General features: G+C 45.7%; 27 protein-coding genes. 21 read left to right on the top strand and 6 right to left on the bottom strand.

All coding sequences use genetic code 11. From position 1 onward, the window contains the following. Positions 1-3: 3 nt before the first annotated feature. On the bottom strand, positions 4-1,140 hold the full coding sequence (gene dapE / locus R7F07_RS01870; protein ID WP_005380429.1) for a succinyl-diaminopimelate desuccinylase: 1,137 nt from the start codon (positions 1,138-1,140) through the stop codon (positions 4-6). An 18-nt stretch (positions 1,141-1,158) separates the two neighbouring features. Further along, positions 1,159-1,509: an ArsC family reductase gene (locus R7F07_RS01865; RefSeq protein WP_171343220.1), complete on the bottom strand. Its 351-nt coding sequence runs from the start codon at positions 1,507-1,509 to the stop codon at positions 1,159-1,161. Between the two features lie 291 nt (positions 1,510-1,800). Here R7F07_RS01865 and R7F07_RS01860 point away from each other — a divergent pair, with 291 nt between their 5' ends. Further along, positions 1,801-2,088, top strand: coding sequence for a winged helix-turn-helix domain-containing protein (locus R7F07_RS01860; RefSeq protein ID WP_171343221.1), 288 nt, complete (start codon positions 1,801-1,803; stop codon positions 2,086-2,088). A gap of 34 nt (positions 2,089-2,122) precedes the next feature. Here the strand turns inward: R7F07_RS01860 and R7F07_RS01855 are convergent, their stop codons facing one another. Continuing rightward, on the bottom strand, positions 2,123-2,455 hold the full coding sequence (locus R7F07_RS01855) for a DUF4156 domain-containing protein (RefSeq protein ID WP_005380435.1): 333 nt from the start codon (positions 2,453-2,455) through the stop codon (positions 2,123-2,125). Positions 2,456-2,458: 3 nt separating this feature from the next. Then, positions 2,459-2,812, bottom strand: a complete 354-nt coding sequence (locus R7F07_RS01850) for a DUF2956 domain-containing protein (protein ID WP_005380437.1) — start codon at positions 2,810-2,812, stop codon at positions 2,459-2,461. Positions 2,813-2,956: 144 nt separating this feature from the next. Between R7F07_RS01850 and R7F07_RS01845 the strand changes: the two genes are divergently transcribed. The 18 genes from R7F07_RS01845 to fliJ all read left to right on the top strand — a co-directional run bounded on the left by R7F07_RS01845 (position 2,957) and on the right by fliJ (position 22,078). Then, entirely contained in the window at positions 2,957-3,442 is a 486-nt protein-coding gene (locus tag R7F07_RS01845) for a DUF2919 domain-containing protein (RefSeq protein WP_171343224.1), read from the top strand. A 46-nt stretch (positions 3,443-3,488) separates the two neighbouring features. After that, positions 3,489-4,391 (top strand): Dyp-type peroxidase, encoded by a 903-nt coding sequence (locus R7F07_RS01840; RefSeq protein ID WP_054576281.1) that lies wholly within the window; start codon positions 3,489-3,491, stop codon positions 4,389-4,391. A gap of 142 nt (positions 4,392-4,533) precedes the next feature. After that, on the top strand, positions 4,534-5,673 hold the full coding sequence (locus R7F07_RS01835) for a flagellin (protein WP_005380443.1): 1,140 nt from the start codon (positions 4,534-4,536) through the stop codon (positions 5,671-5,673). Between the two features lie 262 nt (positions 5,674-5,935). Continuing rightward, a complete protein-coding gene (locus R7F07_RS01830) occupies positions 5,936-7,069 on the top strand; it encodes a flagellin (RefSeq protein WP_005380447.1) in 1,134 nt (377 codons plus the stop codon). Positions 7,070-7,357: 288 nt separating this feature from the next. After that, positions 7,358-8,488, top strand: coding sequence for a flagellin (locus R7F07_RS01825; protein WP_005380449.1), 1,131 nt, complete (start codon positions 7,358-7,360; stop codon positions 8,486-8,488). 92 nt (positions 8,489-8,580) lie between these two features. After that, on the top strand, positions 8,581-9,015 hold the full coding sequence (flaG, locus tag R7F07_RS01820) for a flagellar protein FlaG (RefSeq protein WP_005384493.1): 435 nt from the start codon (positions 8,581-8,583) through the stop codon (positions 9,013-9,015). Positions 9,016-9,036: 21 nt separating this feature from the next. After that, entirely contained in the window at positions 9,037-11,031 is a 1,995-nt protein-coding gene (fliD, locus tag R7F07_RS01815) for a flagellar filament capping protein FliD (protein WP_115386230.1), read from the top strand. Between the two features lie 3 nt (positions 11,032-11,034). Then, positions 11,035-11,340 carry a flagellar protein FliT gene (locus tag R7F07_RS01810; RefSeq protein ID WP_005380456.1) on the top strand — a complete coding sequence of 102 codons (306 nt, stop codon included), beginning with the start codon at positions 11,035-11,037 and terminating at the stop codon, positions 11,338-11,340. Positions 11,341-11,352: 12 nt separating this feature from the next. Continuing rightward, positions 11,353-11,763 carry a flagellar export chaperone FliS gene (gene fliS / locus R7F07_RS01805; protein ID WP_005380457.1) on the top strand — a complete coding sequence of 137 codons (411 nt, stop codon included), beginning with the start codon at positions 11,353-11,355 and terminating at the stop codon, positions 11,761-11,763. 287 nt (positions 11,764-12,050) lie between these two features. After that, a complete protein-coding gene (locus tag R7F07_RS01800; protein ID WP_005384490.1) occupies positions 12,051-13,517 on the top strand; it encodes a sigma-54 dependent transcriptional regulator in 1,467 nt (488 codons plus the stop codon). 199 nt (positions 13,518-13,716) lie between these two features. Next, positions 13,717-14,748 (top strand): sensor histidine kinase, encoded by a 1,032-nt coding sequence (locus R7F07_RS01795; protein WP_005380459.1) that lies wholly within the window; start codon positions 13,717-13,719, stop codon positions 14,746-14,748. Between the two features lie 36 nt (positions 14,749-14,784). Then, positions 14,785-16,194, top strand: coding sequence for a sigma-54-dependent transcriptional regulator (locus tag R7F07_RS01790; protein ID WP_053304425.1), 1,410 nt, complete (start codon positions 14,785-14,787; stop codon positions 16,192-16,194). A gap of 122 nt (positions 16,195-16,316) precedes the next feature. Further along, entirely contained in the window at positions 16,317-16,628 is a 312-nt protein-coding gene (gene fliE / locus R7F07_RS01785) for a flagellar hook-basal body complex protein FliE (protein WP_005384482.1), read from the top strand. Positions 16,629-16,642: 14 nt separating this feature from the next. Next, on the top strand, positions 16,643-18,385 hold the full coding sequence (gene fliF / locus R7F07_RS01780; RefSeq protein WP_005380462.1) for a flagellar basal-body MS-ring/collar protein FliF: 1,743 nt from the start codon (positions 16,643-16,645) through the stop codon (positions 18,383-18,385). After that, positions 18,378-19,433 carry a flagellar motor switch protein FliG gene (gene fliG, locus R7F07_RS01775; protein WP_005380470.1) on the top strand — a complete coding sequence of 352 codons (1,056 nt, stop codon included), beginning with the start codon at positions 18,378-18,380 and terminating at the stop codon, positions 19,431-19,433. Before fliF ends, fliG begins: the two co-directional genes overlap by 8 nt. Positions 19,434-19,504: 71 nt before the next feature. Next, the gene (gene fliH, locus R7F07_RS01770) at positions 19,505-20,305 is read left to right on the top strand and encodes a flagellar assembly protein FliH (RefSeq protein ID WP_005394317.1); all 801 of its coding nucleotides are present in this window, start codon (positions 19,505-19,507) and stop codon (positions 20,303-20,305) included. Positions 20,306-20,308: 3 nt separating this feature from the next. Then, positions 20,309-21,628 (top strand): flagellar protein export ATPase FliI, encoded by a 1,320-nt coding sequence (fliI, locus tag R7F07_RS01765; protein WP_132936877.1) that lies wholly within the window; start codon positions 20,309-20,311, stop codon positions 21,626-21,628. Between the two features lie 6 nt (positions 21,629-21,634). Then, on the top strand, positions 21,635-22,078 hold the full coding sequence (gene fliJ, locus R7F07_RS01760; protein ID WP_005380474.1) for a flagellar export protein FliJ: 444 nt from the start codon (positions 21,635-21,637) through the stop codon (positions 22,076-22,078). 40 nt (positions 22,079-22,118) lie between these two features. On the opposite strand, the gene R7F07_RS01755 is transcribed toward fliJ, so the two are convergent. After that, positions 22,119-22,433, bottom strand: a complete 315-nt coding sequence (locus R7F07_RS01755; RefSeq protein ID WP_005380475.1) for an NIPSNAP family protein — start codon at positions 22,431-22,433, stop codon at positions 22,119-22,121. A gap of 39 nt (positions 22,434-22,472) precedes the next feature. Continuing rightward, the gene (locus tag R7F07_RS01750) at positions 22,473-22,616 is read right to left on the bottom strand and encodes a hypothetical protein (RefSeq protein WP_005394314.1); all 144 of its coding nucleotides are present in this window, start codon (positions 22,614-22,616) and stop codon (positions 22,473-22,475) included. A 97-nt stretch (positions 22,617-22,713) separates the two neighbouring features. Between R7F07_RS01750 and R7F07_RS01745 the strand changes: the two genes are divergently transcribed. Next, a complete protein-coding gene (locus tag R7F07_RS01745; protein WP_171342812.1) occupies positions 22,714-24,567 on the top strand; it encodes a flagellar hook-length control protein FliK in 1,854 nt (617 codons plus the stop codon). 85 nt (positions 24,568-24,652) lie between these two features. Next, the gene (gene fliL, locus R7F07_RS01740) at positions 24,653-25,156 is read left to right on the top strand and encodes a flagellar basal body-associated protein FliL (RefSeq protein WP_005380477.1); all 504 of its coding nucleotides are present in this window, start codon (positions 24,653-24,655) and stop codon (positions 25,154-25,156) included. The last annotated feature ends 3 nt before the right edge of the window (positions 25,157-25,159 follow it).

Raw genomic sequence — 25,159 nt, 5'->3', positions numbered from 1 at the left:
TGATTATTTCGCCAATAGGTGTTTCAACGTGTTTTCGTACATGTCCGTCAACTTTTCAAGATCGTCGACTTTCACACACTCGTTCACTTTATGAATCGTAGCGTTAACAGGACCTAACTCTACGACTTGACCTCCCATTCGAGCAATAAAACGACCATCAGACGTACCGCCAGTTGTAAGTAGCGCTGGCTTCGTATCATTGACTTCGGCCACTGCAGCTACAACCGCGTCTAGCAGTGCGCCCGTATCGGTCAGGAATGGGTCACCGTTGAATGTCCATTTTAGGTCGTAGTCCAGCTCATGCTTGTCCAATGTTTCGGTAACACGCTGAACAATTGCGTCATTGTTAAGCTCAGTACTAAAACGTAGGTTGAACTGAACATGGAACTCGCCAGGAATAACGTTAGACGCACCAGTGCCAGCCGATACATTCGGGATCTGGAAACTGGTCGGTGGGAAGTAATCATTCCCTTTGTCCCATTCTGTCGTCGCGAGTTCATGAATCGCGAGTAGAGACTCATGCACTGGATTGCTGGCTAGGTGAGGGTAGGCCACGTGGCCTTGTGTTCCTTTTACCGTTAAATCACCAGTGATGGATCCACGGCGTCCATTTTTCACTACATCGCCAACCACGTCGGTGCTGGATGGTTCACCAACAATACACATATCGATGTTCTCACCACGTTCCATCAACGTTTCTACAACGCGAACGGTACCATTGATAAATGGCCCTTCTTCATCTGACGTAATCAAAAAGCCAATTGAGCCTTTGTGGTCTGGGTTTTCTTCAATGAAGCGTTCGACAGCAACGACCATAGCAGCTAGTGACCCTTTCATGTCAGCTGCGCCGCGGCCATGCAAGTAACCATCAATAATGGTCGGTTCAAACGGATGTGTATTCCAGTGTTCCAATTTGCCAGCTGGTACCACATCGGTGTGGCCAGCAAACGCAAATAGCGGCGCTTCTGAACCACGTCGAGCCCAGAAGTTCGTGGTGTCTTCAAATACCATCACTTCAATTTCAAACCCGAGTGCTTTTAAGCGCTCGATCATCAAATCCTGACAACCTGCGTCTTCCGGCGTTACGGACTGTCTACTGATCAGATCTTTAGCAAGTGCCAATACTGGACTGTCTGTCATCCTTGAGTATTCCTTTATTTAAGAGTTGAAAATGCTAGCGTATTGATCAGCTTTAAAACCGATATGAAGTTGATCATTTACTTTTAAAATTGGGCGTTTAATCATCGCAGGGTTTTCTACCAAAAGAGCGATGGCGTTTTCCTCGTTAAGTGTGTCTCTCTGCTCTTGCGCTAATTGGCGGTAGGTTGTGCCACGTTTATTGAGCACCTGTTCCCAACCTAAAGCGCGACAAAATTCACTTACCATTTCTGCATCAATGCCTTGCTTACGGTAGTCATGGAAGTCGTAAGCAATATCCTCGGCTTCTAACCATTTCTTGGCTTTTTTGATCGTATCGCAGTTGGGAATACCAAACATGGTAATCGACATAGTGTTTCCTTTTTCTTTGTTCTATTTTTCACTGGCGCGGTTAAGACGCACTTAAGTGATTTGGGCTGTTAAAGCATCCTATCAAGAAGCAATCAAACTGACAAAATGCGGTGGAAAATATTTTCAGATAGATTGAGATAACTAATGTCACATAACTTATTTACGATGAATGCGCTATAAATCGAATAAAAATTCGTCTAAATCAAATGGAAAAGTCGAGTTATTGATCAAACGCAACACCTCGCTGAGCAAAAACGAAATAATGAATCAGCACAATTTTAGGAGGTGTCAATGGAATTGAGTCCTGTTTTTGCAAGGCGGCTATATTTGGCCTTGTTGGTGGAAAACCTAGAAAGGCCGAATGTGCCAAAGTTGATCGAAAAAACGGGGTGGCCTCGTCGTACTATTCAAGATGTACTCAAGGCGTTACCTGGGATCGGCATTGAACTCATATTCGTTCAAGATGGCCGACGTCATAATGACGGCTATTATCAACTTTCAGATTGGGGGCCTTTTGATAGCCAATGGGTTCTAGAGCGGGAGAGAGATATCGCTAACAGTCTTGGATTTCGTGCATAAGCCAGCAATTGCTGGCTTTTTTCATATTCAGGCCTCATCCATTGCAGCGGTAGGCGGAACCCAGCACGCTAAATGAAGTGATAAAATCTTGTGGGGAAACCATAAAAACGGTGTCCGCATCGATAGCCGCTGCATTGTTTTTTAAATCGTTCATCGCGCCTTGCATCATCGCGTCATTAGTCATGAAAATGTAGTTATACCAATGGCCTTCACTTCCGGTGACTTCGCCTTTGTATTCGCATCGCTCAGGGTCGAATTGCGCGTCAATGCGAATATGAACATCTTGACTTTGAGCATGAGTAAGGTGAGAAGGCATCGTGCAACCCGTTAGAAGCACGACAAAAAGTCCAAGTAACAGGCGTTTCATTAGCTATTTCCCCAATACTATGTAAGCAGCAAAGCCAATCCAGCTCAGGACAAGTAGTGTCCAAGGCAGTTTGCTTGATGAATGGTTTGGCGCATCGTCGGTGATATTGTCTTGTTCGATAATCTCTTCATGCTGACGTTGTTTTTCACGTTGCTGTTTTTTCTTCGCTTTATCGGCTTGGCGGTTGCGCTCTTTTTGTTGTTTCTTATATTGCGCGATGCCTTTTTCGATACCTTGAGCGATGAGCTTGGTTTGCTCTTTGGTTTGGCCGGGCTTTTGCGTGGATTTAGCAATTCTCATCGCTTCGGCTTGTGTTTCTTGAGAAGGCACAGGGGTGGCAGGAGTTCTTTTTTTCATGTTTCTCATCAACGTCGCTGTAAATCTTTGTTTAGTTTACCTGTGTAAGGTGCTGAAATGAACTTCAGTTCTCATCTTTGTTGGCTTGCAACTCTGAAACGATAGGTTAAAGTGACGTTTTTATCACATAAAGAAGAAGATGTTGTGCGCTATTCGTTTGACCAATATGACGCTCATGGATTTTTAAAGGCGCCGATCATTTTATGGGTGGGATGGATGTTTCTTGTGCGTTCATGGATGGTGTTTGCCATGGCTGGTGTAAGTCGTGATAGTGGCAGCAAGCTACTCGCTATTGTTTACCCAGATTCAAGTACGTTGTATTTAGGTTTGGCGATGGGCATTCCAAGTTTGCTTCTTATGTGGTTAATGGGGCTTCGTCATCCCGACAGAGGATGGGTAAACAGAATTACTCGCTATGGTCGCGAGATCACTTTGATCTTGTGCGGTATTCAACTTGCTCAGACCATGTATCATGTGTACCTAGAACATGGAGTGTTTAATTGGGCAAACGCCCTTACCATTACCTTATTAGCTTGGTTTATGATCTATCTTCTAAATGGAATATGGGTAAAAGACTGTTTTCATGTGCCACAATTGGCGCACGATGAACAGCAGCATTCAAAGAATTAAAAACAATAACTTCCCACTCTGGGGCAAAGTAATAGAGGAAACCTCAATGTCACAAGCTCAAACGGCGATCGTGCCAGAAGCCGGGCCATTTGCACTGTACACTCAACTCAAAGTGAACCAAAACCGTGAAAACGTATTAGAAAAACTGAAAGCACTGCCAAAGTTGGTGGAAGAGTTAAACATTACCCAGCCAGGTGCTGCGCTGACGCTTTCTATCGCATTCACAAAATCGTTTTGGGAACACCTTAATGTAGACGCGCCAGAAGAGCTTATTGATTTTACTCAACTTGGCGAAGGTGACATCGTTGCTCCTGCAACAGACGTAGATGTGCTTATTCACTGTCACTCGACTCGTCACGACTTGCATTTTTACGTGTTGCGTAAGTTCCTAGAAGAGACGGCACAAGATGTCACCATTGTGGACGAAACATATGGGTACCGTTACCTTGATGCTCGTGATATGACAGACTTCATTGATGGCACAGAAAACCCGAAAGGGGAGGCTCGCGCTGATGTGGCTCTAGTAAAAGAGGGCCCATTTGCTGGAGGCAGTTATGTTATGGCTCAGCGCTTTGAACATAACCTTGCCGCTTGGAATCGATTGAATGTCAAAGCGCAAGAAAAAGTGATTGGTCGTACCAAACCAGACTCTATCGAGCTAGAAGATGTTCCTGCTGCGTCGCACGTTGGTCGGGTTGATATCAAAGAAGAAGGTAAAGGTTTGAAGATTGTTCGCCACAGCTTACCATACGGGACGGTGACCGGAGCTCACGGTCTGTTGTTCATCTCTTACTGCAATACACTTCATAACATTAAAGTGATGCTAGAAAGTATGTACGGCGTAACAGATGGTAAAACAGACCAAATGCTTCGTTTCACAACAGCGGTAACAGGTGCGTACTTTTTCGCTCCTTCGCAAGAAATGCTCGCAGAGCTAGCCATCAAGTAAGTTCTCAGACTTTATTTCTTAAGCCCTCCAATGGAGGGCTTTTGTTTTCGATTTCTATTCCAATCTCTTTTCAAAAAACACTAAACTTTTCTGTTACTTGGTCGATAAGTACTCAAAGCCTTAATTTTAGGACTCTTTATTCGTGGCGATCACCGTTAATACCAATGTTGCAGCACTTGTCGCACAGCGTCACTTGACCAGTGCAACGGATATGCTGAATCAATCCATGGAGCGTTTGTCTTCAGGGAAGCGTATTAATAGCGCAAAGGATGACGCTGCGGGTCTGCAAATTTCCAACCGCTTGCAATCACAAATGCGTGGTTTAGATGTTGCGGTTCGCAACGCGAATGACGGCATTTCCATCATGCAAACTGCGGAAGGCGCGATGAATGAGGTGACCAATATCATGCAACGTATGCGTGATTTGTCGCTACAGTCAGCCAATGGTTCAAACAGCAAAGCGGAGCGCACTGCACTGCAAGAAGAAGTCTCTGCTTTAAATGATGAGTTAAGTCGTATTGCAGAAACCACATCTTTTGGTGGACGTAAATTGCTGAACGGCACATTCGGTACATCGTCTTTTCAAATCGGTGCAACGGCTGGTGAAGCGGTACAAATTGGCCTGCGGACCATGCAGCCGGAATCTTTAGGTAGCTTTTCAATGAGCTCATATCAAAGAGTCAGTTCAGATTGGACGGTTCAAAACGGAAATAATGAAATTGTTATCAGCTACCGTGATAACAATTTTGAAGAGCAGGAGATCCGTATTGAAGCTAAAGCTGGCGACGATATAGAAGAACTCGCGACTTACATTAACGGGCAGACCGATAAAGTGAAAGCGTCTGTTAATGAAGAGGGGCAACTGCAGTTACTCATGTCCCACAAGGACGCCATAAAATACCCTGGACCAACCTTCAGTGGTGGCCTGGCTGATGAGTTAGAACTTGGCAAGTATGTCACCGTAAATAGAACGGTAGATAGTATTGATATTAGCACGGTCGGTGGCGCTCAGATGGCGGTCGGCATTTTAGATGATGCTTTGAAAACGGTAGATGGCAGTCGTGCGGAGTTAGGCGCGTATCAAAACCGCTTTAATCACGCGATCAATAATCTCGATAACATCCACGAAAACTTAGCCGCTTCCAACAGTCGTATCCAAGACACTGACTATGCCAAAGAAACTACGCAAATGGTGAAGCAACAGATTTTACAACAGGTCAGTACCTCTATTCTGGCGCAAGCAAAACAAGCGCCAAACCTAGCATTGACCTTGCTTGGCTGATGAACGGCCTTGCCCGAATTTAACGTAAAACCTGCCTGTATCGACAATTCGAAAAGAAGCTTTAGCGAAAAATGAAAGTTTTTTTGCTTTTTTATCCGCTTTGTCACGATTACCCCTCCAAACGAATTATTTTCAAAAAATCCAAAATTTTCTCTAAAGAAAACAGGGCATGCGCCGTTAATAAAAGTAACTTTGAGAGAACTACTTGGTTTTCCGAGACGTCGGAAACCGCTACACCGGAAAATCAATTGGAGAAATCACCATGGCAGTGAATGTAAACACTAACGTATCAGCGATGACCGCTCAGCGTTACCTAAACAACGCAAACTCAGCTCAACAAACTTCTATGGAGCGTTTGTCTTCAGGTTTTAAAATCAACAGCGCAAAAGATGACGCTGCGGGTCTACAAATCTCGAACCGTTTGAACGTACAAAGCCGTGGTTTGGATGTAGCGGTTCGCAACGCGAACGACGGTATCTCGATTGCACAAACTGCTGAAGGTGCAATGAATGAGACCACTAATATTCTTCAACGTATGCGTGACTTGTCTCTGCAATCAGCAAACGGTTCAAACTCGAAAGCAGAACGTGTTGCGATTCAAGAAGAAGTGACCGCGCTAAACGACGAACTAAACCGCATCGCAGAAACCACTTCTTTCGGTGGTAACAAGCTACTAAACGGCACACACGGTGCGAAATCGTTCCAAATCGGTGCGGATAACGGTGAAGCAGTGATGCTTGAGCTAAAAGACATGCGCTCAGACAACAAAATGATGGGCGGTGTGAGCTACCAAGCTGAAAGTGGTAAAGGTAAAGACTGGAACGTTGCTGAAGGTAAGAACGACCTAAAAATCAACCTAACGGACAGCTACGGCCAAGAGCAAGAAATCAACATCAGCGCAAAAGCGGGTGATGATATTGAAGAGCTTGCGACTTACATTAACGGCCAAACTGACCTAGTGAAAGCGTCAGTAGACCAAGACGGTAAACTGCAAATCTTCGCTGGCAACAACAAAGTTGAGGGCGAGGTCGAGTTTTCAGGTGGTCTATCTGGTGAACTAGGCTTGGGCGAAGGCAAAAAGGTAACGGTAGATACTATCGACGTAACCTCAGTTGGTGGCGCACAAGAATCTGTTGCCATCATCGATGCGGCACTGAAATATGTAGACAGCCACCGCGCAGAGCTAGGTGCTTTCCAGAACCGTTTCAACCACGCAATCAGCAACTTGGACAACATTAACGAGAACGTGAATGCGTCGAAGAGCCGTATCAAAGATACAGATTTCGCGAAAGAAACGACGGCAATGACCAAATCACAAATTCTATCGCAAGCGTCAAGCTCAATCCTTGCGCAAGCGAAACAAGCGCCAAACTCAGCGCTAAGTCTGCTAGGTTAATTTCAAACCTAAGACGAGAACCTCATTGGCTCGTGGTGAGAGATGAGCGAGTAAACCCAGCTTCGGCTGGGTTTTTTTCTGTCTTTGGGGCCCCCAGGATTTCTGCGAATCACGACATTAGAGCTTCATCACATTTCAGTAAGCCAAAGAAAATAATCGCAAAAAATTGAAAATTTCTTCTAAAGGATATTCATCGGTCGCCGTTAAAGGGACTGAGAGAAATGAGATGTACCTAAGTGAGGTGAGAGACACGACGGTACATTCACTAAAGCCTTAAGGAGATCAATTATGGCGATTAACGTTAATACTAACGTTTCTGCGATGACTGCACAGCGTTACCTAAACCAGGCAGCTGACGGTCAACAAAAATCAATGGAGCGTTTGTCTTCGGGTTATAAAATCAATAGCGCGAAAGACGATGCTGCAGGTCTACAGATTTCAAACCGCTTGAATGCACAAAGCCGTGGCCTAGACATGGCAGTGAAAAACGCAAACGACGGTATTTCTATTGCACAGGTTGCTGAAGGTGCAATGAATGAATCTACCAACATCCTACAACGTATGCGTGATCTTTCGCTTCAATCGGCGAACGGCTCTAACTCAAAAGCAGAACGTGTAGCGATCCAAGAAGAAGTAACAGCGCTAAACGACGAGCTAAACCGTATTGCTGAAACTACCTCTTTCGGTGGTAACAAGCTTCTAAACGGTACTTACGGTACTCAGTCTTTCCAAATCGGGGCGGACTCAGGTGAAGCAGTGATGCTTTCTATGGGTAACCTACGCTCAGACACTTCAGCAATGGGTGGTAAGAGCTACGCAGCAGAAGAGGGTAAAGACGCATCTTGGACTGTTGGTGAGAAAACAGAGTTCAAAATGAGCTACACCAACAAGCAGGGTGAAGAGAAAGAGCTATCAATCAGCGCTAAGCAAGGCGATGATATTGAACAGCTAGCGACATACATCAACGGTCAAAACGATGATGTAAAAGCCTCTGTTGGCGAAGATGGCAAACTACAAGTATTTGCTTCTTCTCAAAAAGTTGAAGGTGATGTTGAGTTTTCTGGCAACCTAGCAGATGAGATCGGCTTTGGTGGTCCGAAAGACGTAACAGTGAAAGACATCGACGTAACCACAGTAGCTGGCTCTCAAGAAGCAGTAGCGGTTATCGACGGCGCTCTTAAGTCCGTAGACAGCCAACGAGCTTCACTCGGTGCTTTCCAAAACCGCTTCAACCACGCAATCAGCAACCTAGACAACATTAACGAGAACGTTAACGCGTCTAAAAGCCGTATTAAAGATACTGATTACGCGAAGGAAACCACTGCGATGACTAAGTCGCAAATTCTTCAGCAAGCAAGTACTTCAATCCTGGCTCAAGCGAAGCAGTCTCCATCTGCAGCGCTAAGCTTGTTGGGCTAAGTGGTAAACCCAGCCTGAGGTCAACACCTTAGTGCTGGGGCACCAAAGCGATAGATTCTATCGTTAGCCCATAAGGTGGAAGGGAGATTGTAATGGATATATCCTCCTACGCATCGAACATCCAGCCTTACGGCACGCCAAATGGCACAAAGTTTGCTAATAAAAATGGCAATGATATAGGCACGTCTAGCCCAGCAAATTCAAATGGTGAGATTTCGCCGCAAAAAGCGAAAAACACCGAATACGACTTCTCTGTTCAAGCTGCGATCGAGATGGCTGAAAGCCGTCAAGAACTGAACAAAGAAGAACGTGAAAAATTGGTCGCACAAATGAATGAATTTGTAACGTCCATAAACAAAGGAGTCGCATTTCGAGTGGATGAAGAATCCGGACGAGATGTGGTGACGATTTATGAAGCCAATACCGGTGACGTGATTCGTCAAATTCCTGATGAAGAAATGCTAGTGGTATTGCGTCGCCTAGCTGAGCACACAGCCAACAGCGGGTTGTTGACTGAAAAAGTGTAAGTCGTTTTTAGAGGTGATTTGATGAGTTTAGGCCCTTTGGGGATGTCTGGCGGCATGGATATTAATTCCATGGTCAGCAAAATTGTGGATGCCGAACGCGTACCAAAGCAGCAACGCATCGACAACGAACGCACGACAATTAATGCCAGTATCAGTGCTTACGGACGACTCAGAGAATCATTGGATACGATGAAAAATCTCATGGCGAACTTTCGTCAGGAGAAAGCATTTGCCGTTCGCACTGTCGAAACGACCAATGACAATATCGTATCTGCCACGGCAACCACAGATGCTATCGCTGGCAAATATGCTATCGATGTGTTGCAGCTTGCTCAGAGCCATAAAGTCGCTTCTGACGTATTGCCAGAAGACGCAAAATTTGGCCCTGGTAAGCTGCAGATTTCGCTTGGTGATGAGCGTTTTAATATCGATGTTCGTTCCCGATCTAAGCTCATCGATGTCGTACGCGGCATCAATGGCGCTAAAGATAACCCTGGCGTTCGTGCATCTCTTATTAACGACGTCGAAGGTCCACGCCTTATCCTTGCTTCTAACCTCTCTGGTAAGGATCATCAAATCAGAGTCAGTGTGGAGGCCGAAAAAGGCAACCCTCTTAAATATTTCGAATACCAAACACTTGAAGACCGCGTCAACGCGCTTGAAGAAGCTCGTTCAGCGGCGGAAGATGTCTTAGGTCCTCTTAAATTTCCGGAACAACCAGCAGAAGAGCTAGATGCAAACGGCAATCCTCTACCTCCAGAAGAGCAAAAAGCGGCAGACGATGTACAAGATGATGCATCGCAAGCGCCAATCTCTGCGGCGGGGGCAGAAGCAGCCAAAGCTGGTCAAGAAGCCATTGATGAAGCCAACCGACGCGCGAGTTTACGCCCTGAAGAAAGAATTCCAGGGTGGACAGAAACTGCGTCAGGTACTTTGTTGGACTCTTATGAAGAACCAGAGCTCGAACTCGACGAAAAGGCAATAGAGAAGGCACCAGATGTACCAGGCTGGAATAATGCCGCATCGGGCACCCTAACCGATTCTTACGTTACGACGAAAGAGGCTAAGCAGCTTCTTGAGCAAGAAAAAGCGGAAATCGAGCAAAAAATTGCGAGTGAAAAGCAAGCGTTAGACGAAAAAGTGGCACGTGGTGAACTTTCCGAAGCGCAAGCTAAGCAAATTCATCGCGCTAAACTTGATCCTCAAGAACGTGAGCGTCTGGAAAAAATTGATGAAGCAGAAGCGAAAATCGCAAAGGCACAATCTGCTTTTGAAGAATACCTTGGGATGACAGAAGTACAAGCAGGGCAAGATTCAGAAGTTCTGCTTGATGGAGTGGCAAAGCTATCTAGCCACAACAATGTGATTGAAGATGCGATCGAAGGTGTTGATTTAACGCTAAAAGGCAAATCAGAACCGAATAAACCGCCTGCTGAAATTGGTGTCGAGTACGACCGTCAAAGTGTACGCAACGATATCGAAAACTTTGTGGCAGCGTATAACTCGTTTTATCAAACCTCCCAAGCGTTGGCGAGTGTGGATCCGGTAACTGGTCAAAAAGGGCCGTTGTCAGGTGACAGCACCGTACGCAGTGCAGATTCACGATTAAAATCGGTCTTTTCTACTCGAATCGATAAGGCGCCTGAAAACCTAAAGTCCTTAACAGAATTTGGCATTACGACCACACGTCAAGGCACCCTAGAAATCAACTATGACATGCTAGATCGCCAGTTGAACAATAACTTCAACGAGTTAGAAAAGTTCTTCGGTGGCAACACAGGTTTTGCTAAACGAGTAGAAGATGCGATTCACGGTATCACAGGTATTACAGGCAGTATTCGTACTCGAGAAAAAAGTCTCACAGAACAAAACTACCGTTTGAGTGACGATCAAGCGGCATTAGATCGCCGCATGGAAAGCCTAGAGAAGCGTACTCATGCGAAGTTTACCGCGATGCAAGATGCAACCGGTAAAATGCAAGGCCAGTTAGGCGCTTTGATGAGTGCGTTGGGTTAATAAATGCAAAAAGAACTCATGGAAATTAGTGATATAGATCAACTAATTACGCAAGAATTAGAAAAAATTGATTTTAATGCTGAAGAAATTCTTCGCTTGGTCGATATCAGGGAACGGTTATTGCAAAACCTGTTACCAATTATTCATCAAAATCCTTTGGTTAAGCAGGATGCAGAGTGGCAAGCGTTGCTAACTCGTACCAAAAGAATTGTCGAGCTGATGCAATCGGAAACGTCAAAGGTCGGAAAAGAGCTCCATAAGTTTCGTTATGGCCAGCGTTCACTTCAGCAGTACAAAAAATTTATTTAAAAGAGGATTACTATGCGCGGTTCTTTGCAAGCATACAAAAAGGTATCAGTCGACAGCCAGCTTAGCGCGGCTTCTCCGCACAAAGTCATTCAAATGCTTATGGCTGGTGCGATTGAGCGCCTTATTCAAGGTAAAGCAGCCATGCAAGCAGGCAATATTCCAGCAAAAGGTGAGCGCTTGGGTAAAGCGTTAGACATCATTATCGCGCTACGCAGCTGTCTATCTATGGATGACGGTGGTGATATTGCTTCAAACTTAGATTCACTGTATGAGTTTATGATCACGCAAATTTCTGCTGCTAACCATCAAAATGAGCCTCAGCTGATCGACGACGTTATCGACATTATCCGTGAGATCAAGTCCGCTTGGGACCAAATCCCAACAGAGTTTCATAATCTTACCGCTGCTGAAGTTGGTATTTAATAGTCAAAACAATGCGTTAAGATACTAGACGAATATATTTGTCAATTGCGCAACGAGTTGTGTAGCAAAGTTTCTATCAAGCTCACACCTCTCCATTGCTTGGTTGCCTTATTTTTATATTCAAATAAAATAGAAGCCATTAGTAGCCCTAATGGCTTTTTTGTTGCTGATTTTCCTATTTTGTCTATCGTAAATTGAGTGTGGTGGTTCTGCCTTCTTTAGCACCCAATTGCGCAAATCAAGGTTTGGCCGCAACGCACCTAAAATAAAGGCAATCATTCTTACTTATGCATGGTTTGGCAAAGCTGCTTGTAATTGATGATGACGCATCAAGTCGTTTAAATTTAAGCAATATATTGGAATTTGTTGGAGAAAATTGCGAAGCGGTCAGTTCTGATCAGCTCAGCGATGTTGATTGGTCTAGCGTATGGTCGTGCTGTATTGTTGGTAATATTCCAGCAGGTCAAGCGGCGAGTACGGTTATCTCTCATTTAAACAGCGCTTACCACATCCCTCTTCTAGTCATGGGCCGTTTTCCTTTGCCTGTTGATGATCTTCCAAATTTTGTTGGTGAACTAGAGCTGCCGCTTAATTACCCACAGCTTAGTGAAGCGTTACGCCACTGCAAAGATTTTCTGGGGCGAAAAGGAGTGAATGTTGTTGCTAGTGCACGCAAAAACACGCTTTTTCGCAGCTTAGTTGGTCAAAGTAGAGGTATTCAAGAAGTTCGACACCTGATTGAGCAAGTATCAAACACGGAAGCAAACGTGTTGATCTTAGGTGAGTCCGGTACGGGTAAAGAAGTTGTTGCGCGTAACATCCACTATCACTCTTCATACCGCGATGGCGCATTTGTACCTATTAACTGTGGTGCAATACCGCCTGAGCTCCTAGAAAGCGAATTATTTGGTCACGAAAAAGGCGCGTTTACTGGTGCGTTAACTGCCCGTAAAGGTCGATTTGAGCTCGCAGATGGTGGCACTATCTTTCTTGATGAGATTGGCGATATGCCAATGTCGATGCAAGTAAAGTTGCTTCGTGTATTGCAAGAACGCTGCTTTGAACGTGTAGGTGGCAATAGTACCATCAAGGTAAATGTTCGAGTTGTGGCGGCGACACACCGTAATCTAGAAAATATGATTGAAGAAGGTACGTTCCGAGAAGACTTGTTCTATCGTCTGAACGTGTTTCCAATTGAGATGCCAGCGCTGAAAGAGCGCAAACAAGATATACCATTGCTGCTGCAAGAACTGATGACACGTTTAGAGGCGGAGGGCGGACAACCTATCTGTTTTACACCTCGTGCAATCAACTCACTGATGGAGCATAACTGGCCGGGCAACGTACGCGAGTTGGCTAATCTTGTTGAGCGAATGATTATTCTGTATCCAAATAGCTTAGTGGATGTAAACCATCTACCAACCAAATATCGCTACAGTGACATCCCAGAGTTCCAACCAGAGAGCAATCCATTTGTTTCGGTGGAAGAGCAAGAGCGTGATGTATTCCAAGATATCTTCTCTGAAGATTTTAGCTTTGAAGATCAAGACGACCTTGATCACAGCATGAACGCCCCGCAAGCGCTGCCACCGGAAGGGGTTAATTTGAAAGAGCTGCTGGCTGATTTAGAAGTTAATATGATCAGCCAAGCATTAGAAGCGCAGGGTGGCGTTGTAGCAAGAGCGGCCGACATGCTGGGTATGCGACGTACTACGCTGGTGGAAAAAATGCGTAAGTACAACTTACAGCGCTAGGTAAAGTGAAGTTTTAAGACGATATCTGAATTATCACTTGTGCTAGTTAACATCGTTTTTCTGGCATCCAAAACCGTTATCTCTGAGTGTCAACTTATTGTCGATAGCTTAACGTCCTGATAAATATAAAAAATAGCTTGGTACGCTAATTGCTTACCAAGCTATTTTAGTTTTAGCGGCGATATTTCGACAGGCAGTAATGGATAACAACACCAATCAATCCCATTTAGATTCCGTAGAGAATCAGGTTGAGCGCTACAAACAGGTGCTCGATGTGATGCCTGCTGGAGTGATTTTGCTCGATACGTACGGAGTAGTGCGTGAAGCAAATCCAGAAGCGCACCGAATTCTTGAGATTCCACTGGTTAACGAAAAATGGTTCAACGTTATCCAGGCGGTGTTTGACCCACGTGAAGATGATGGCCATGAAGTTTCATTACGTAATGGCCGTAAAGTTCGACTCGCCATCTCGGCGTCCACAACAGGTCAATTGATCCTGATTACCGATTTAACCGAAACCCGTTTACTTCAAGCTCGTGTCAGTGATTTACAGCGCTTGTCGTCGTTAGGACGTATGGTTGCGTCGCTTGCTCACCAAGTAAGAACGCCGCTGTCGAGCGCTATGTTATATGCATCCAATTTGGGAGCGCCAAATCTTCCTCCAGCGACAAAAGATCGCTTCCAAACCAAATTAATGGATCGACTGCACGATTTGGAAAAGCAGGTTAATGATATGCTGCTTTTTGCTAAAGGTGGTGATAATAAAGTCATTAAGCCATTCACGATTGCCCAGTTGGTAGCGGAATACCAGCCGATGGTCGAAACCGCGCTAAAAAACAACAGTATTGATTACTGCCTAGAAGTGGAAGAAGAACAAACTGAGCTACTAGGCAATGCGAACGCCATTGCATCCGCATTGAGTAATCTGGTCATGAATGCGATTCAAATGTCTGGTAAAGAATCGCAAGTCGATATTTTTTTCCGCCCGGTAAATGGTGAGTTACGCATTTCTGTGCAAGACAGCGGACCGGGAGTGCCCGAAGAACTGCAAGCCAAAATCATGGAGCCATTTTTTACCACACGTTCTCAAGGAACTGGATTAGGGTTGGCAGTTGTTCAAATGGTTTGCCGTGCCCATGACGGTCGATTGGAACTTATTTCAGAGCAGGGTGATGGAGCCTGCTTCACCATGTGCATTCCGCTAGAGCGAGTGCAAACAGAAGCGCAATAAGCGGCTTTTGGTAATAACAATTTCTGGAGAATCATAATGGCGCAAAGCAAAGTGCTGATCGTAGAAGACGATGAAGGTCTTCGTGAAGCCCTAGTCGATACTCTGGCTCTGGCAGGGTATGAGTGGTTGGAAGCGGACTGTGCTGAAGATGCACTGTTAAAGCTGAAATCGAATACGGTTGATATCGTTGTTTCTGATGTGCAAATGGCGGGGATGGGTGGCTTAGCTCTGCTCAAAAGCATCAAGCAGAATTGGCCTAACTTACCAGTATTGCTAATGACGGCGTACGCCAATATCGAAGATGCCGTGTCTGCAATGAAAGATGGCGCGATTGACTACATGGCGAAACCATTTGCACCAGAAGTGTTGCTAAATATGGTCAGTCGTTATGCACCGATAAAAAGTGATGACAACGGTGACGCTATCGTTGCTGATGAGAAAAGTCTACGTTTACTCGCGTTGGCCGATAAAGTGGCACGTACAGATGCGAATGTTATGGTGCTAGGTCCTAGTGGCTCAGGTAAAGAAGTGATGTCGCGCTATATTCACAACGCGTCAAATCGTAAAAATGGTCCTTTTGTCGCAATTAACTGTGCCGCGATTCCTGACAATATGCTCGAAGCAACACTGTTTGGCTATGAAAAGGGCGCATTTACTGGTGCTGTTCAGGCATGCCCAGGAAAGTTCGAACAAGCACAAGGTGGCACAATCTTACTTGATGAAATCAGCGAAATGGACTTGAACCTGCAAGCGAAGTTGTTGCGTGTTTTGCAAGAACGAGAAGTAGAGCGCCTAGGCAGTCGCAAAAGCATCAAGTTAGATGTTCGTGTGTTAGCGACGAGTAACCGTGATCTTAAGCAATACGTGTCAGAAGGAAACTTCAGAGAGGACTTATATTACCGCCTGAATGTATTCCCAATTGCGTGGCCTGCACTTAAAGAACGTAAAGGCGATATTGCACCGCTTGCCAAGCATCTTGCTGAGCGTCATTGCAGTAAAATGGGCATGCCAGTGCCTCAATTCTCGACCGTTGCGTTAGAAAAACTATTGCAATACCCTTGGCCGGGTAATGTTCGTGAATTGGATAACGTGGTTCAACGAGCGCTGATATTAAGTGAAAATGGCGACATCGATGCAGAGCACATTTTGCTTGAGGGCGTAGATTGGCAAGATGCCAATAGCTTGCAACACGTGGTGCAAAATGCAGATATGGTCGTGCCTAATGTTAAGCCAGTTGCGCAAGCTGAGAATGTCAGCCGTCCAGTAACTGGTGGAGAAGGCTTAGGCAGCGAGCTGCGCGATCAAGAATACGCCATTATTTTGGAGACTTTGGTTGAGTGTAATGGTCGACGCAAAGAAATGGCGGAGAAACTGGGTATAAGCCCTCGAACCTTGCGCTATAAGCTTGCCAAAATGCGTGATGCTGGTATAGATATCCCGAATTAACACAGACAACGGCCATAAGACAAAAAGTGTAAGTAAATTGATTACTAATGTCTTATGGCACGTTAATTGCTGTGTCAATAATCAGTTTTGTTAATAGTCAATCTTTTGGCTTAGAGGTGCTAATGAAAATTGATGGTATTCAGGCAGAAATGCGCGCCATGATGGTAGAAGCAACCAATACGGCTCCTACTGCAAGTGGGGCGAAAGTTGGAGCAGATTTTAACGATCTCCTAACTAAAGCCATCAATAACGTGAACACACTTCAAAAAGCATCTGGTGATTTACAAACCCGTTTTGATCGTGGTGATGCCGATGTATCCCTTTCTGACGTTATGATCGCTCGTAACAAGTCTAGTGTCGCTTTTGATGCGACGGTTCAAATTCGCAATAAACTCGTTGAGGCATATAAAGACCTCATGAACATGCCAGTGTAATTTAGGTAATAAGTGTGGCAGACAAGTCTACAGATTTAACCGTCACTGAAGGCGGCTCAGATGGTGCACTGGTAGCAAGTTCCGATGTGGATGTGGAGAGTCAAAATCCAGATCTAGAGGAGCGTAGTGCGTCAAAATTCGATATGGCAGTGGGCGACCTCGATTTACTTCGTCAGGTTGTGCTTGTGCTGTCGATATCCATCTGTGTTGCATTGATCGTGATGCTGTTCTTTTGGGTCAAAGAACCGGAGATGCGCCCACTTGGTGCGTATGAGACCGAAGAATTGATCCCCGTTCTGGATTATCTGGACCAGCAGAAAATCAATTATAAGCTTGATGGCAATACTGTTTCTGTTGAATCGAGTGAGTACAACTCGATCAAACTTGGCATGGTTCGTTCCGGCGTTAACCAAGCTACAGAAGCGGGCGATGATATTTTGCTGCAAGACATGGGTTTTGGTGTTTCACAACGTCTCGAGCAAGAGCGTCTCAAACTCAGTCGAGAGCGCCAATTGGCTCAAGCAATTGAAGAAATGAAGCAAGTTCGCAAAGCACGAGTGTTATTGGCACTGCCAAAGCACAGCGTGTTTGTGCGTCATAACCAAGAAGCGTCTGCGTCGGTATTTTTGACATTGTCGACAGGCACTAACCTTAAGCAGCAAGAAGTGGATTCTATTGTCGACATGGTAGCGAGTGCCGTGCCGGGAATGAAAACTTCTCGAATTACCGTCACAGATCAGCATGGCCGCTTACTCAGCTCAGGCTCCCAAGATCCTGCTTCTGCGGCGCGACGCAAAGAACAAGAATTAGAACGCAGCCAAGAGCAAGCGCTGCGCGAAAAAATTGATTCCGTACTATTACCCATTTTAGGTTATGGCAACTATACGGCGCAGGTTGATATCCAAATGGACTTCAGTGCGGTTGAACAAACCCGCAAACGCTTTGATCCAAACACCCCTGCGACCCGCAGTGAGTACGCACTCGAAGATTACAATAACGGTAACATGGTAGCGGGTATTCCGGGTGCGTTGAGTAATCAGCCTCCAGCGGATGCCTCAATTCCGCAAGATGTGGCTCAAATGAAAGATGGTTCTGTCATGGGGCAGGGTTCAGTTCGTAAAGAGTCCACGCGTAACTTTGAGCTAGATACCACCATCAGCCACGAGCGAAAGCAGACCGGGACGGTGGCTCGTCAGACCGTTTCTGTTGCGATTAAAGACCGTCGTCAAGTTAACCCTGATACGGGTGAAGTGACTTATACCCCAATGTCCGAATCTGAAATCAATGCCATTCGCCAAGTATTAATTGGTACCGTCGGCTTTGATCAAGGTCGTGGCGATTTACTGAATGTATTGAGTGTAAAGTTTGCTGAGCCAGAGGCTGAGCAGCTAGAAGAACCACCAATTTGGGAGCACCCTAACTTCAGTGATTGGGTTCGTTGGTTCGCAAGTGCATTAGTGATTATTGTGGTTGTGTTGGTTCTGGTTCGCCCAGCAATGAAGAAATTGCTTAACCCTACCAGCGATGATGAAGACGAAATGTACGGACCAGACGGCTTGCCGATTGGTGCGGATGGTGAAACTAGCTTGATTGGCAGTGACATCGAAAGCAGCGAACTGTTCGAGTTTGGCTCAAGTATTGATTTGCCAAACCTTCATAAAGATGAAGATGTATTGAAAGCGGTTCGCGCTCTGGTTGCGAATGAACCTGAACTGGCTGCTCAAGTAGTGAAAAACTGGATGAATGACAATGGCTAACGATATCGTACCTCAAGATGACAACGCCGCGGGAATGCCAGTAGAGCTGGATGTTTCAACCATTACTGGCGAAGAAAAAGCGGCAATTTTGCTACTGAGCCTTAATGAACAAGATGCAGCTGGCATTATCCGTCACCTAGAACCAAAACAGGTTCAGCGTGTTGGTAGTGCGATGGCTCGCGCGAAGGATCTCAGCCAAGACAAGGTATCTGCTGTTCATCGTGCGTTTTTGGAGGATATCCAGAAATACACCAACATTGGTATGGGCAGCGAAGACTTTATGCGTAATGCACTGGTTGCCGCTCTTGGTGAAGACAAAGCCAACAACTTAGTTGACCAGATCCTACTTGGTACGGGCTCAAAAGGCTTGGATTCTTTGAAATGGATGGACCCACGCCAAGTGGCGAGCATTATTGTCAATGAACACCCACAGATTCAAACTATCGTACTGTCTTATTTAGAAGCAGACCAATCTGCAGAGATTTTGTCTCAGTTCCCTGAGCGCGTGCGTTTGGATCTGATGATGCGTATTGCCAACCTTGAAGAAGTTCAGCCATCAGCATTGGCAGAGCTGAACGAAATCATGGAGAAACAGTTCGCGGGTCAAGCGGGTGCACAAGCAGCCAAAATTGGCGGCCTGAAAGCAGCAGCGGAGATCATGAACTACCTAGACAACAACGTCGAAGGTTTGTTAATGGAACAAATTCGCGATCAGGACGAAGACATGGCGACGCAAATCCAAGACCTAATGTTTGTCTTCGAAAACTTAGTCGAAGTGGACGACCAAGGTATTCAGAAGTTGCTGCGTGACGTACCACAAGACGTGTTGCAAAAAGCACTCAAAGGTGCAGATGACTCGTTACGTGAGAAAGTCTTCAAGAACATGTCTAAACGTGCTGCTGATATGATGCGTGATGATATAGAAGCGATGCCGCCAGTACGAGTGGCAGATGTAGAAGCCGCTCAGAAAGAAATCTTAGCAATTGCCCGTCGAATGGCGGATGCTGGTGAGCTCATGTTGTCTGGCGGTGCTGACGAATTCTTATAATTTCTATTGCTTCGCAATTATCCTATTGCGGAGCACCCTCACTTCTTAATCGAACACACAATAGGTAACCCATGGCTGGCGATAGAAAACGTGGATTTATCCGTCCTGATGAAGATGATTCGATGATCGAACCTCAACGTTGGGGGCTGCCTGATTATGGCGAGCCTAAAGCCAAACAAGCAAAACAAACCGCGTTCAACTATGACCCGGGGTGGGTGCCGAATTTTGATGAGCCTGAAGAAGAGCAGCCACTTGCGCTAACCGAAGAACAAATTGAACTGATTAAGCAAGGTGCTTATCAAGAAGGCTTACATCAAGGTCAGGAAGCTGGCTTTAAGCAAGGTTACGACAAAGGTAAAGAAGAAGGGTTGCAAGCCGGCCATGCTGAAGGTCTTGAGCTCGGAAAAGCTGAAGGGGTGACTGCAGGGCAAGAATACATTCAGCAGCAAGTTGAAACCTTTATGAACTTGGCCAATCAGTTTGCTCAACCTTTGGAGTTGATGAATGCTCAGGTTGAAAAGCAGCTGGTGGATATGGTGCTCTGTTTAGTTAAAGAAGTGGTGCACGTTGAAGTACAAACCAACCCTCAAATTATTTTAGATACGGTGAAGCAGTCGGTCGAAGCGCTACCAATATCAGGCCACCCTATTACCTTGCACCTGAATCCAGAAGATGTCGCGATTATTCGTTCAGCTTATGGTGAAGAAGACCTTAATTGTCGCAACTGGACGTTAGTTGCTGAGCCATCGCTCAATCGAGGTGACGTCCAGATTGAAGCCGGTGAATCAAGCATTAATTATCGCATGGAAGAACGCGTCAAAAGCGTATTGCACAGCTTTTGTGGCGCAAACCGTCATCAAGAGGGTGAGTAATCCATGCAAGCACTCGCTGACCGCTTAAAAAGCTACAAAGTTGAAGGCCTTACGACGCGCCCTGTCGCCTCTGGCAAACTGGTGCGTGTGGTTGGGTTAACGTTGGAAGCAACCGGCTGTCGCGCACCAATTGGCAGTTTATGCTTAGTGGAAACCATGTCAGGTCAGATGGAAGCCGAGGTTGTCGGCTTTTCAGGTGACAACCTATTTTTAATGCCAAGCGAACAAATTACGGGCATTTTACCTGGCGCGAGAGTCACCCCTTTAACCAGTGACGCTGGTTTACCTGTTGGCATGGAATTACTTGGGCGCGTTATAGACGGGGTTGGGAATCCACTTGATGGACTTGGTCCTTTATATACCGATCACCGTGCCTCTTTTAATGCCGAGCCGATCAACCCGTTAGCTCGAAAGCCAATTTCTGAACCGCTCGATGTTGGCCTAAAAGCCATCAATGGTTTGTTGACGGTTGGTAAAGGTCAGCGTATCGGTCTGTTTGCAGGTTCTGGTGTGGGTAAATCGGTCACGCTTGGCATGATGACGCGAGGCACCACCGCACAGGTTGTGGTCGTCGGCCTGATAGGTGAGCGTGGACGTGAAGTTAAAGAGTTCATCGAAGAGATCTTGGGTGAGGACGGTCGTCGCCGCTCAGTGGTGGTCGCGGCGCCTGCCGATGCTTCACCTCTAATGCGCTTAAAGGGGTGCCAAACGGCATTAACGATTGCTGAATACTTCCGAGACCAAGGGTTAGATGTTCTGCTATTGATGGACTCGTTGACTCGTTTTGCACAAGCACAGCGTGAAATCGCACTTTCTGTTGGTGAGCCGCCAGCGACGAAAGGTTACCCGCCTTCTGTATTTGCCAAGCTGCCAGCGCTGGTTGAGCGAGCGGGTAATGGAAGTGCCGAGCAAGGCTCGATTACGGCGTTCTTTACCGTGTTGACCGAAGGGGATGATTTGCAAGATCCGATAGCGGACGCATCGCGAGCTATTCTTGATGGCCATATTGTACTTTCTCGTGAAATGGCGGATGCAGGCCATTATCCGGCGATTGATGTCGAGAAGTCGGTGAGCCGTGTTATGCCGCAAATCACGACCGAAGAGCACGTTCTGATGTCAAAAGCGGTGCGACAGGTCTTGTCTATTTGTCGCAAGAATCAAGATTTGGTCTCGATTGGAGCGTACAAACCGGGTACCGATCCTGCTATTGATGGCGCATTTACTTTGAAACCGAAGTTAGACGAATACTTGCAGCAGAGCATGAAAGAATCAGTGTCATATGATATGTGCGTCAATATGCTTAGAAACATTTTGGGTGGGTGATAGCGCATGAATAATGCGATGGAGTTTCTACTTGAGCAAACTAAGGATCGTGAAGACCAAGCTGTGCTTGCACTGAACAAAGCGCGTTCTGAACTCGAAGATTATTACCGTCAGGTTGAACAAATTGAAAAGTATCGGCTTGATTATTGCCAGCAACTCGTCGACCGTGGTCAGGCGGGCCTAACGGCAAGTCAATATGGACACTTAAATCGATTCCTTACCCAGCTAGATGAAACTTTATCTAAGCAAAAGCAAGCAGAAAGTCATTTCAAAGAGCAGGTTGAAAACTGTAAAGAATATTGGTTAACCGTGCGTAAAGAACGCAAATCCTATGAGTGGATGATAGATAAACGCGAAAAAGAGAAACAACTTGCTGAAGCTAAGCGCGAACAAAAGCAAATGGACGAGTTTTCCACCTTACTTTATAGTCGAAAACCACATCGTTTCTAAACGTTATCGGTTCGATATTGCATTACGGTGTTGCAGTTGACTACATCTCTACCGATTCAAGTAAGGTAACTTTGATTGAGTCTTGTTCAATTAGCTCAAATACCTTCGGTCGAATCTCGCGAACCCACCACTCGTTGTATGTTTTTTCGTAGAGAGCCTGGCGTGCTTGTTCATTGTCGAACTCTCTAAGCCAAACAAAATAGTCATGTCCATCATCACCAGTGTGGACGTAAGTATTCAGTACACGCATGCCTTGTGAGCGTTGATAGGGCAACAGTTCTTCCTTCATCCAACTTAGCCACTGTTCTGTTTTGCCTGCTCTGATTCTATATTGGCGTAATTCTGTGATCTTCAAAGTGATTCCTTAATTGTTAAGTCAAATGTCTGTTTACGCTTATCGTTTTTCAAAGTCAATCAAGTAGCTGTACATCATGTTAGGAACCAGGTTCTCGGATAGTACTGTTGATGTTTGTTCCATAAACATGCCATCTATTAGCTTACCGAGAATTGGCTCAATATTGTGGTGTGATTTTTGCATTTTAGCTGTCAGTGTCGGGTCTTTTTGACCTTTGTTTGCCGCCAGTATTGCTGTCTGTCAGCGATACGCTCAGAGCCACGAGAACGAGAGTTTCTAAATGAGTGTGAATTTGTCCCATGTATCTGCGACTACCAAGACGCCAGTTTCTGATGTGTCCGCTAAAGCGTCCGCAGAGAGCACTGAGAGCAAGGGATTTTTAGAAACGTTAACCGATGCGTTTGCTGGTAAACAAAAGCCCGAAAAAGTAGCAACAGAATCGACAGTGGTTGAAGAAAAAGAAAGAGCGGATGTAGGCAGTACTTCTTCTGCTAACGTCTCGGACGAATTGTTGGCGCAAGAAAGCCAAGAATCCGTCAGTGACGAGACCCATGGTTTTGATGAAATATCAGCAAACAAACCGAATGCAACCTTAAGTGAAGAAGCAAGTTTACAAAAGGCGGGTAACAGCACACCTTTGGAGAATGATGTTGAAGCTATTGAAAAAGTGAAATCAACATCAATCGATACGAGCAACCCATCAAATACAATGGACGTAAAAAGCACTATGGGCGAAGGACAACAGCTTCTTGGCCGAATTGAACAAGCGAATCAAACCCTGAATGCGAGTAATGCATCCATCAATAGTGGCAAAGTTTTGCCTCAGAGCGCGAATTTAGTGCATTCGTTCCACGAGCAAGCAACCGTTTCGACAAACCTTGATGAGCTGGCTTTGAATGAAACGCCATCAGTTCATTCTCTTGAACAAGCACAGCTGATCCCAGGGCAAGACTTAGAGCCAATTTTAGATAAGAATGGTCAACCTATCGATGTCGACAAACTCTCGTCTGAGTTTGCTGCTTGGCAAGAGCTAGCGAAACAAGCCAGCCATCCGACGGCTAAGAGCGCAGTCAGTGGTGAAGTAGCTAATGATCTGTCGCCGTTGTTAACAGACGTTGATGGTTCCAACATCGACGCGCTTCCACGAGTCTCCTTGGATGAACTTGAAGTTATAGATACTAAGTTGGCGCAAGGAAAACCACTGACTCAGCAAGAAGCTCAGATCATTGAAGGGTTGAAACAAGGAAGGATCACGGCGGATATTCCTGAGCAAGACCTTGCCCAATTTGTTGCGCTCCCTAATGACATTAAACAGATTCTCGCAGAGCAACAAGTACAACATAATTTAACTCGCCAGGCTGGACCTATGGCAGTGTCTCAACAAATCCAGCATACAGCGGCTCAAGTACCCCAGCCACAAACTGCTCATAGTGGAGAAAAAGTCGCATTATCTCCAACGCCCGATATGTTGATAGCCGCGCAAGTGCCGACGTCGCTTCAAGGTGTGAAAGACGGAGAGATTAGCCAGAAAGTAATGAACGCAGCATTGGCGACTGGTGCGCTAAAGGCGACTGCGGATAAACAAGATAAGCCGGACCTCCAACATGGCTTCGCTGGACAGCTTCAGGCTATGGCAGGCCAGCAAGGAATTAATGTGCAGCAACAAGCGCGTATTGATGCTGCACAACAAGCTCAGCTTCCGTTGCAACTAACTAAAGAGCTAGCCAACGAGCAAGTTGCGGAAAAAGTGCAAATGATGATGTCGAAGAATCTGAAAAATCTCGATATTCGTCTTGATCCACCAGAGTTAGGTCGTATGCAAATTCGTATGACCATGAATAATGACGTTGCCAATGTACATTTTACAGTGAACAACCCGCAAGCTCGTGACATTATTGAACAGACGCTCCCTCGTTTGAGAGAAATGCTAGCGCAACAAGGTATGCAGCTGGCTGATTCTTCCGTCCAGCAACAAAACAGCGGGCAACAGCAAGGTAGGTATACTGCTGAACAACATGGTCAAAGCGCGCAAAGTGGCGGTTTTTCTGGACAGTCCGAAGAGGGTTTTGAATCTGATGTCAATCTGGATTTGAATGTCGCTTCAAAGCGTGATGGAATTAGTTTTTACGCATAAAAGGCCGTTTAACGGCAATGGCATACGGTTACCCAGCAACTCACTAAAACGTCTTGGTAACTCAAAAGAACAATAAGAGACAAGAATGGCAGAAGAACAGTTACAAGGGGCCGATGCGCCGAAAGGAAAAAGCAAGTTACTTATCATCATCATCGCTGTTGTAGTATTACTACTTGGTGGCGGGGCAGCGGCATTTTTTCTAATGGGCTCTGATGAACCTGCTCAGGCTGAATCGTCTCAACAGGCTCAAGTGAAGGCATCGGATGCTGCGCCCATCGCGTATGTGAATCTTCCTCAGGCATTTGTATTTAACGTTACTGGGGATAGCCGCGATAGGTTGGTTCAAATTAAAGCGCAGTTAATGGTTCGCGGTGCAGAAAATGAAGAGTTGGCGCGGTATCATTCGCCACTGATTGAAAGCTCTATGCTATCAACGTTTGCTTCCGCGACGGTTGATCAATTGCGCTCTCCTACAGGACGAGTGGAATTGCGCGATCGTGCTTCCGAAGATATCAAAGCAGCGCTGAATGCTGCGGTCGGTAAGCCAGTGATTGAAAAAGTACTGTTTACAGATTTTGTTATTCAATAGGTA

The sequence above is a fragment of the Vibrio sp. YT-16 genome (genome assembly GCF_033337405.1).
Taxonomy (GTDB): Bacteria; Pseudomonadota; Gammaproteobacteria; order Enterobacterales; family Vibrionaceae; genus Vibrio; species Vibrio alginolyticus.
The sequence above is the reverse complement of the archived record's forward strand: the minus strand, read 5'-3'. Positions and strand labels throughout refer to the sequence as shown.

Bases quoted from the DNA above. Each gene is read 5' to 3' on its own strand.
- R7F07_RS01800 (WP_005384490.1), top strand. From the start codon at position 12,051: ATGCATGGTTTGGCAAAGCTGCTTGTAATTGATGATGACGCATCAAGT.
- R7F07_RS01745 (WP_171342812.1), top strand. From the start codon at position 22,714: ATGAGTGTGAATTTGTCCCATGTATCTGCGACTACCAAGACGCCAGTT.
- fliS (WP_005380457.1), top strand. From the start codon at position 11,353: ATGCGCGGTTCTTTGCAAGCATACAAAAAGGTATCAGTCGACAGCCAG.
- fliH (WP_005394317.1), top strand. From the start codon at position 19,505: ATGGCTGGCGATAGAAAACGTGGATTTATCCGTCCTGATGAAGATGAT.
- dapE (WP_005380429.1), bottom strand. From the start codon at position 1,140: ATGACAGACAGTCCAGTATTGGCACTTGCTAAAGATCTGATCAGTAGA.
- fliG (WP_005380470.1), top strand. From the start codon at position 18,378: ATGGCTAACGATATCGTACCTCAAGATGACAACGCCGCGGGAATGCCA.
- R7F07_RS01795 (WP_005380459.1), top strand. From the start codon at position 13,717: ATGGATAACAACACCAATCAATCCCATTTAGATTCCGTAGAGAATCAG.
- R7F07_RS01790 (WP_053304425.1), top strand. From the start codon at position 14,785: ATGGCGCAAAGCAAAGTGCTGATCGTAGAAGACGATGAAGGTCTTCGT.
- R7F07_RS01850 (WP_005380437.1), bottom strand. From the start codon at position 2,812: ATGAAAAAAAGAACTCCTGCCACCCCTGTGCCTTCTCAAGAAACACAA.
- R7F07_RS01750 (WP_005394314.1), bottom strand. From the start codon at position 22,616: ATGCAAAAATCACACCACAATATTGAGCCAATTCTCGGTAAGCTAATA.
- R7F07_RS01855 (WP_005380435.1), bottom strand. From the start codon at position 2,455: ATGAAACGCCTGTTACTTGGACTTTTTGTCGTGCTTCTAACGGGTTGC.
- R7F07_RS01860 (WP_171343221.1), top strand. From the start codon at position 1,801: ATGGAATTGAGTCCTGTTTTTGCAAGGCGGCTATATTTGGCCTTGTTG.
- fliL (WP_005380477.1), top strand. From the start codon at position 24,653: ATGGCAGAAGAACAGTTACAAGGGGCCGATGCGCCGAAAGGAAAAAGC.
- fliJ (WP_005380474.1), top strand. From the start codon at position 21,635: ATGAATAATGCGATGGAGTTTCTACTTGAGCAAACTAAGGATCGTGAA.
- R7F07_RS01830 (WP_005380447.1), top strand. From the start codon at position 5,936: ATGGCAGTGAATGTAAACACTAACGTATCAGCGATGACCGCTCAGCGT.
- R7F07_RS01810 (WP_005380456.1), top strand. From the start codon at position 11,035: ATGCAAAAAGAACTCATGGAAATTAGTGATATAGATCAACTAATTACG.
- flaG (WP_005384493.1), top strand. From the start codon at position 8,581: ATGGATATATCCTCCTACGCATCGAACATCCAGCCTTACGGCACGCCA.
- R7F07_RS01865 (WP_171343220.1), bottom strand. From the start codon at position 1,509: ATGTCGATTACCATGTTTGGTATTCCCAACTGCGATACGATCAAAAAA.
- R7F07_RS01825 (WP_005380449.1), top strand. From the start codon at position 7,358: ATGGCGATTAACGTTAATACTAACGTTTCTGCGATGACTGCACAGCGT.
- R7F07_RS01840 (WP_054576281.1), top strand. From the start codon at position 3,489: ATGTCACAAGCTCAAACGGCGATCGTGCCAGAAGCCGGGCCATTTGCA.
- fliI (WP_132936877.1), top strand. From the start codon at position 20,309: ATGCAAGCACTCGCTGACCGCTTAAAAAGCTACAAAGTTGAAGGCCTT.
- fliD (WP_115386230.1), top strand. From the start codon at position 9,037: ATGAGTTTAGGCCCTTTGGGGATGTCTGGCGGCATGGATATTAATTCC.
- fliE (WP_005384482.1), top strand. From the start codon at position 16,317: ATGAAAATTGATGGTATTCAGGCAGAAATGCGCGCCATGATGGTAGAA.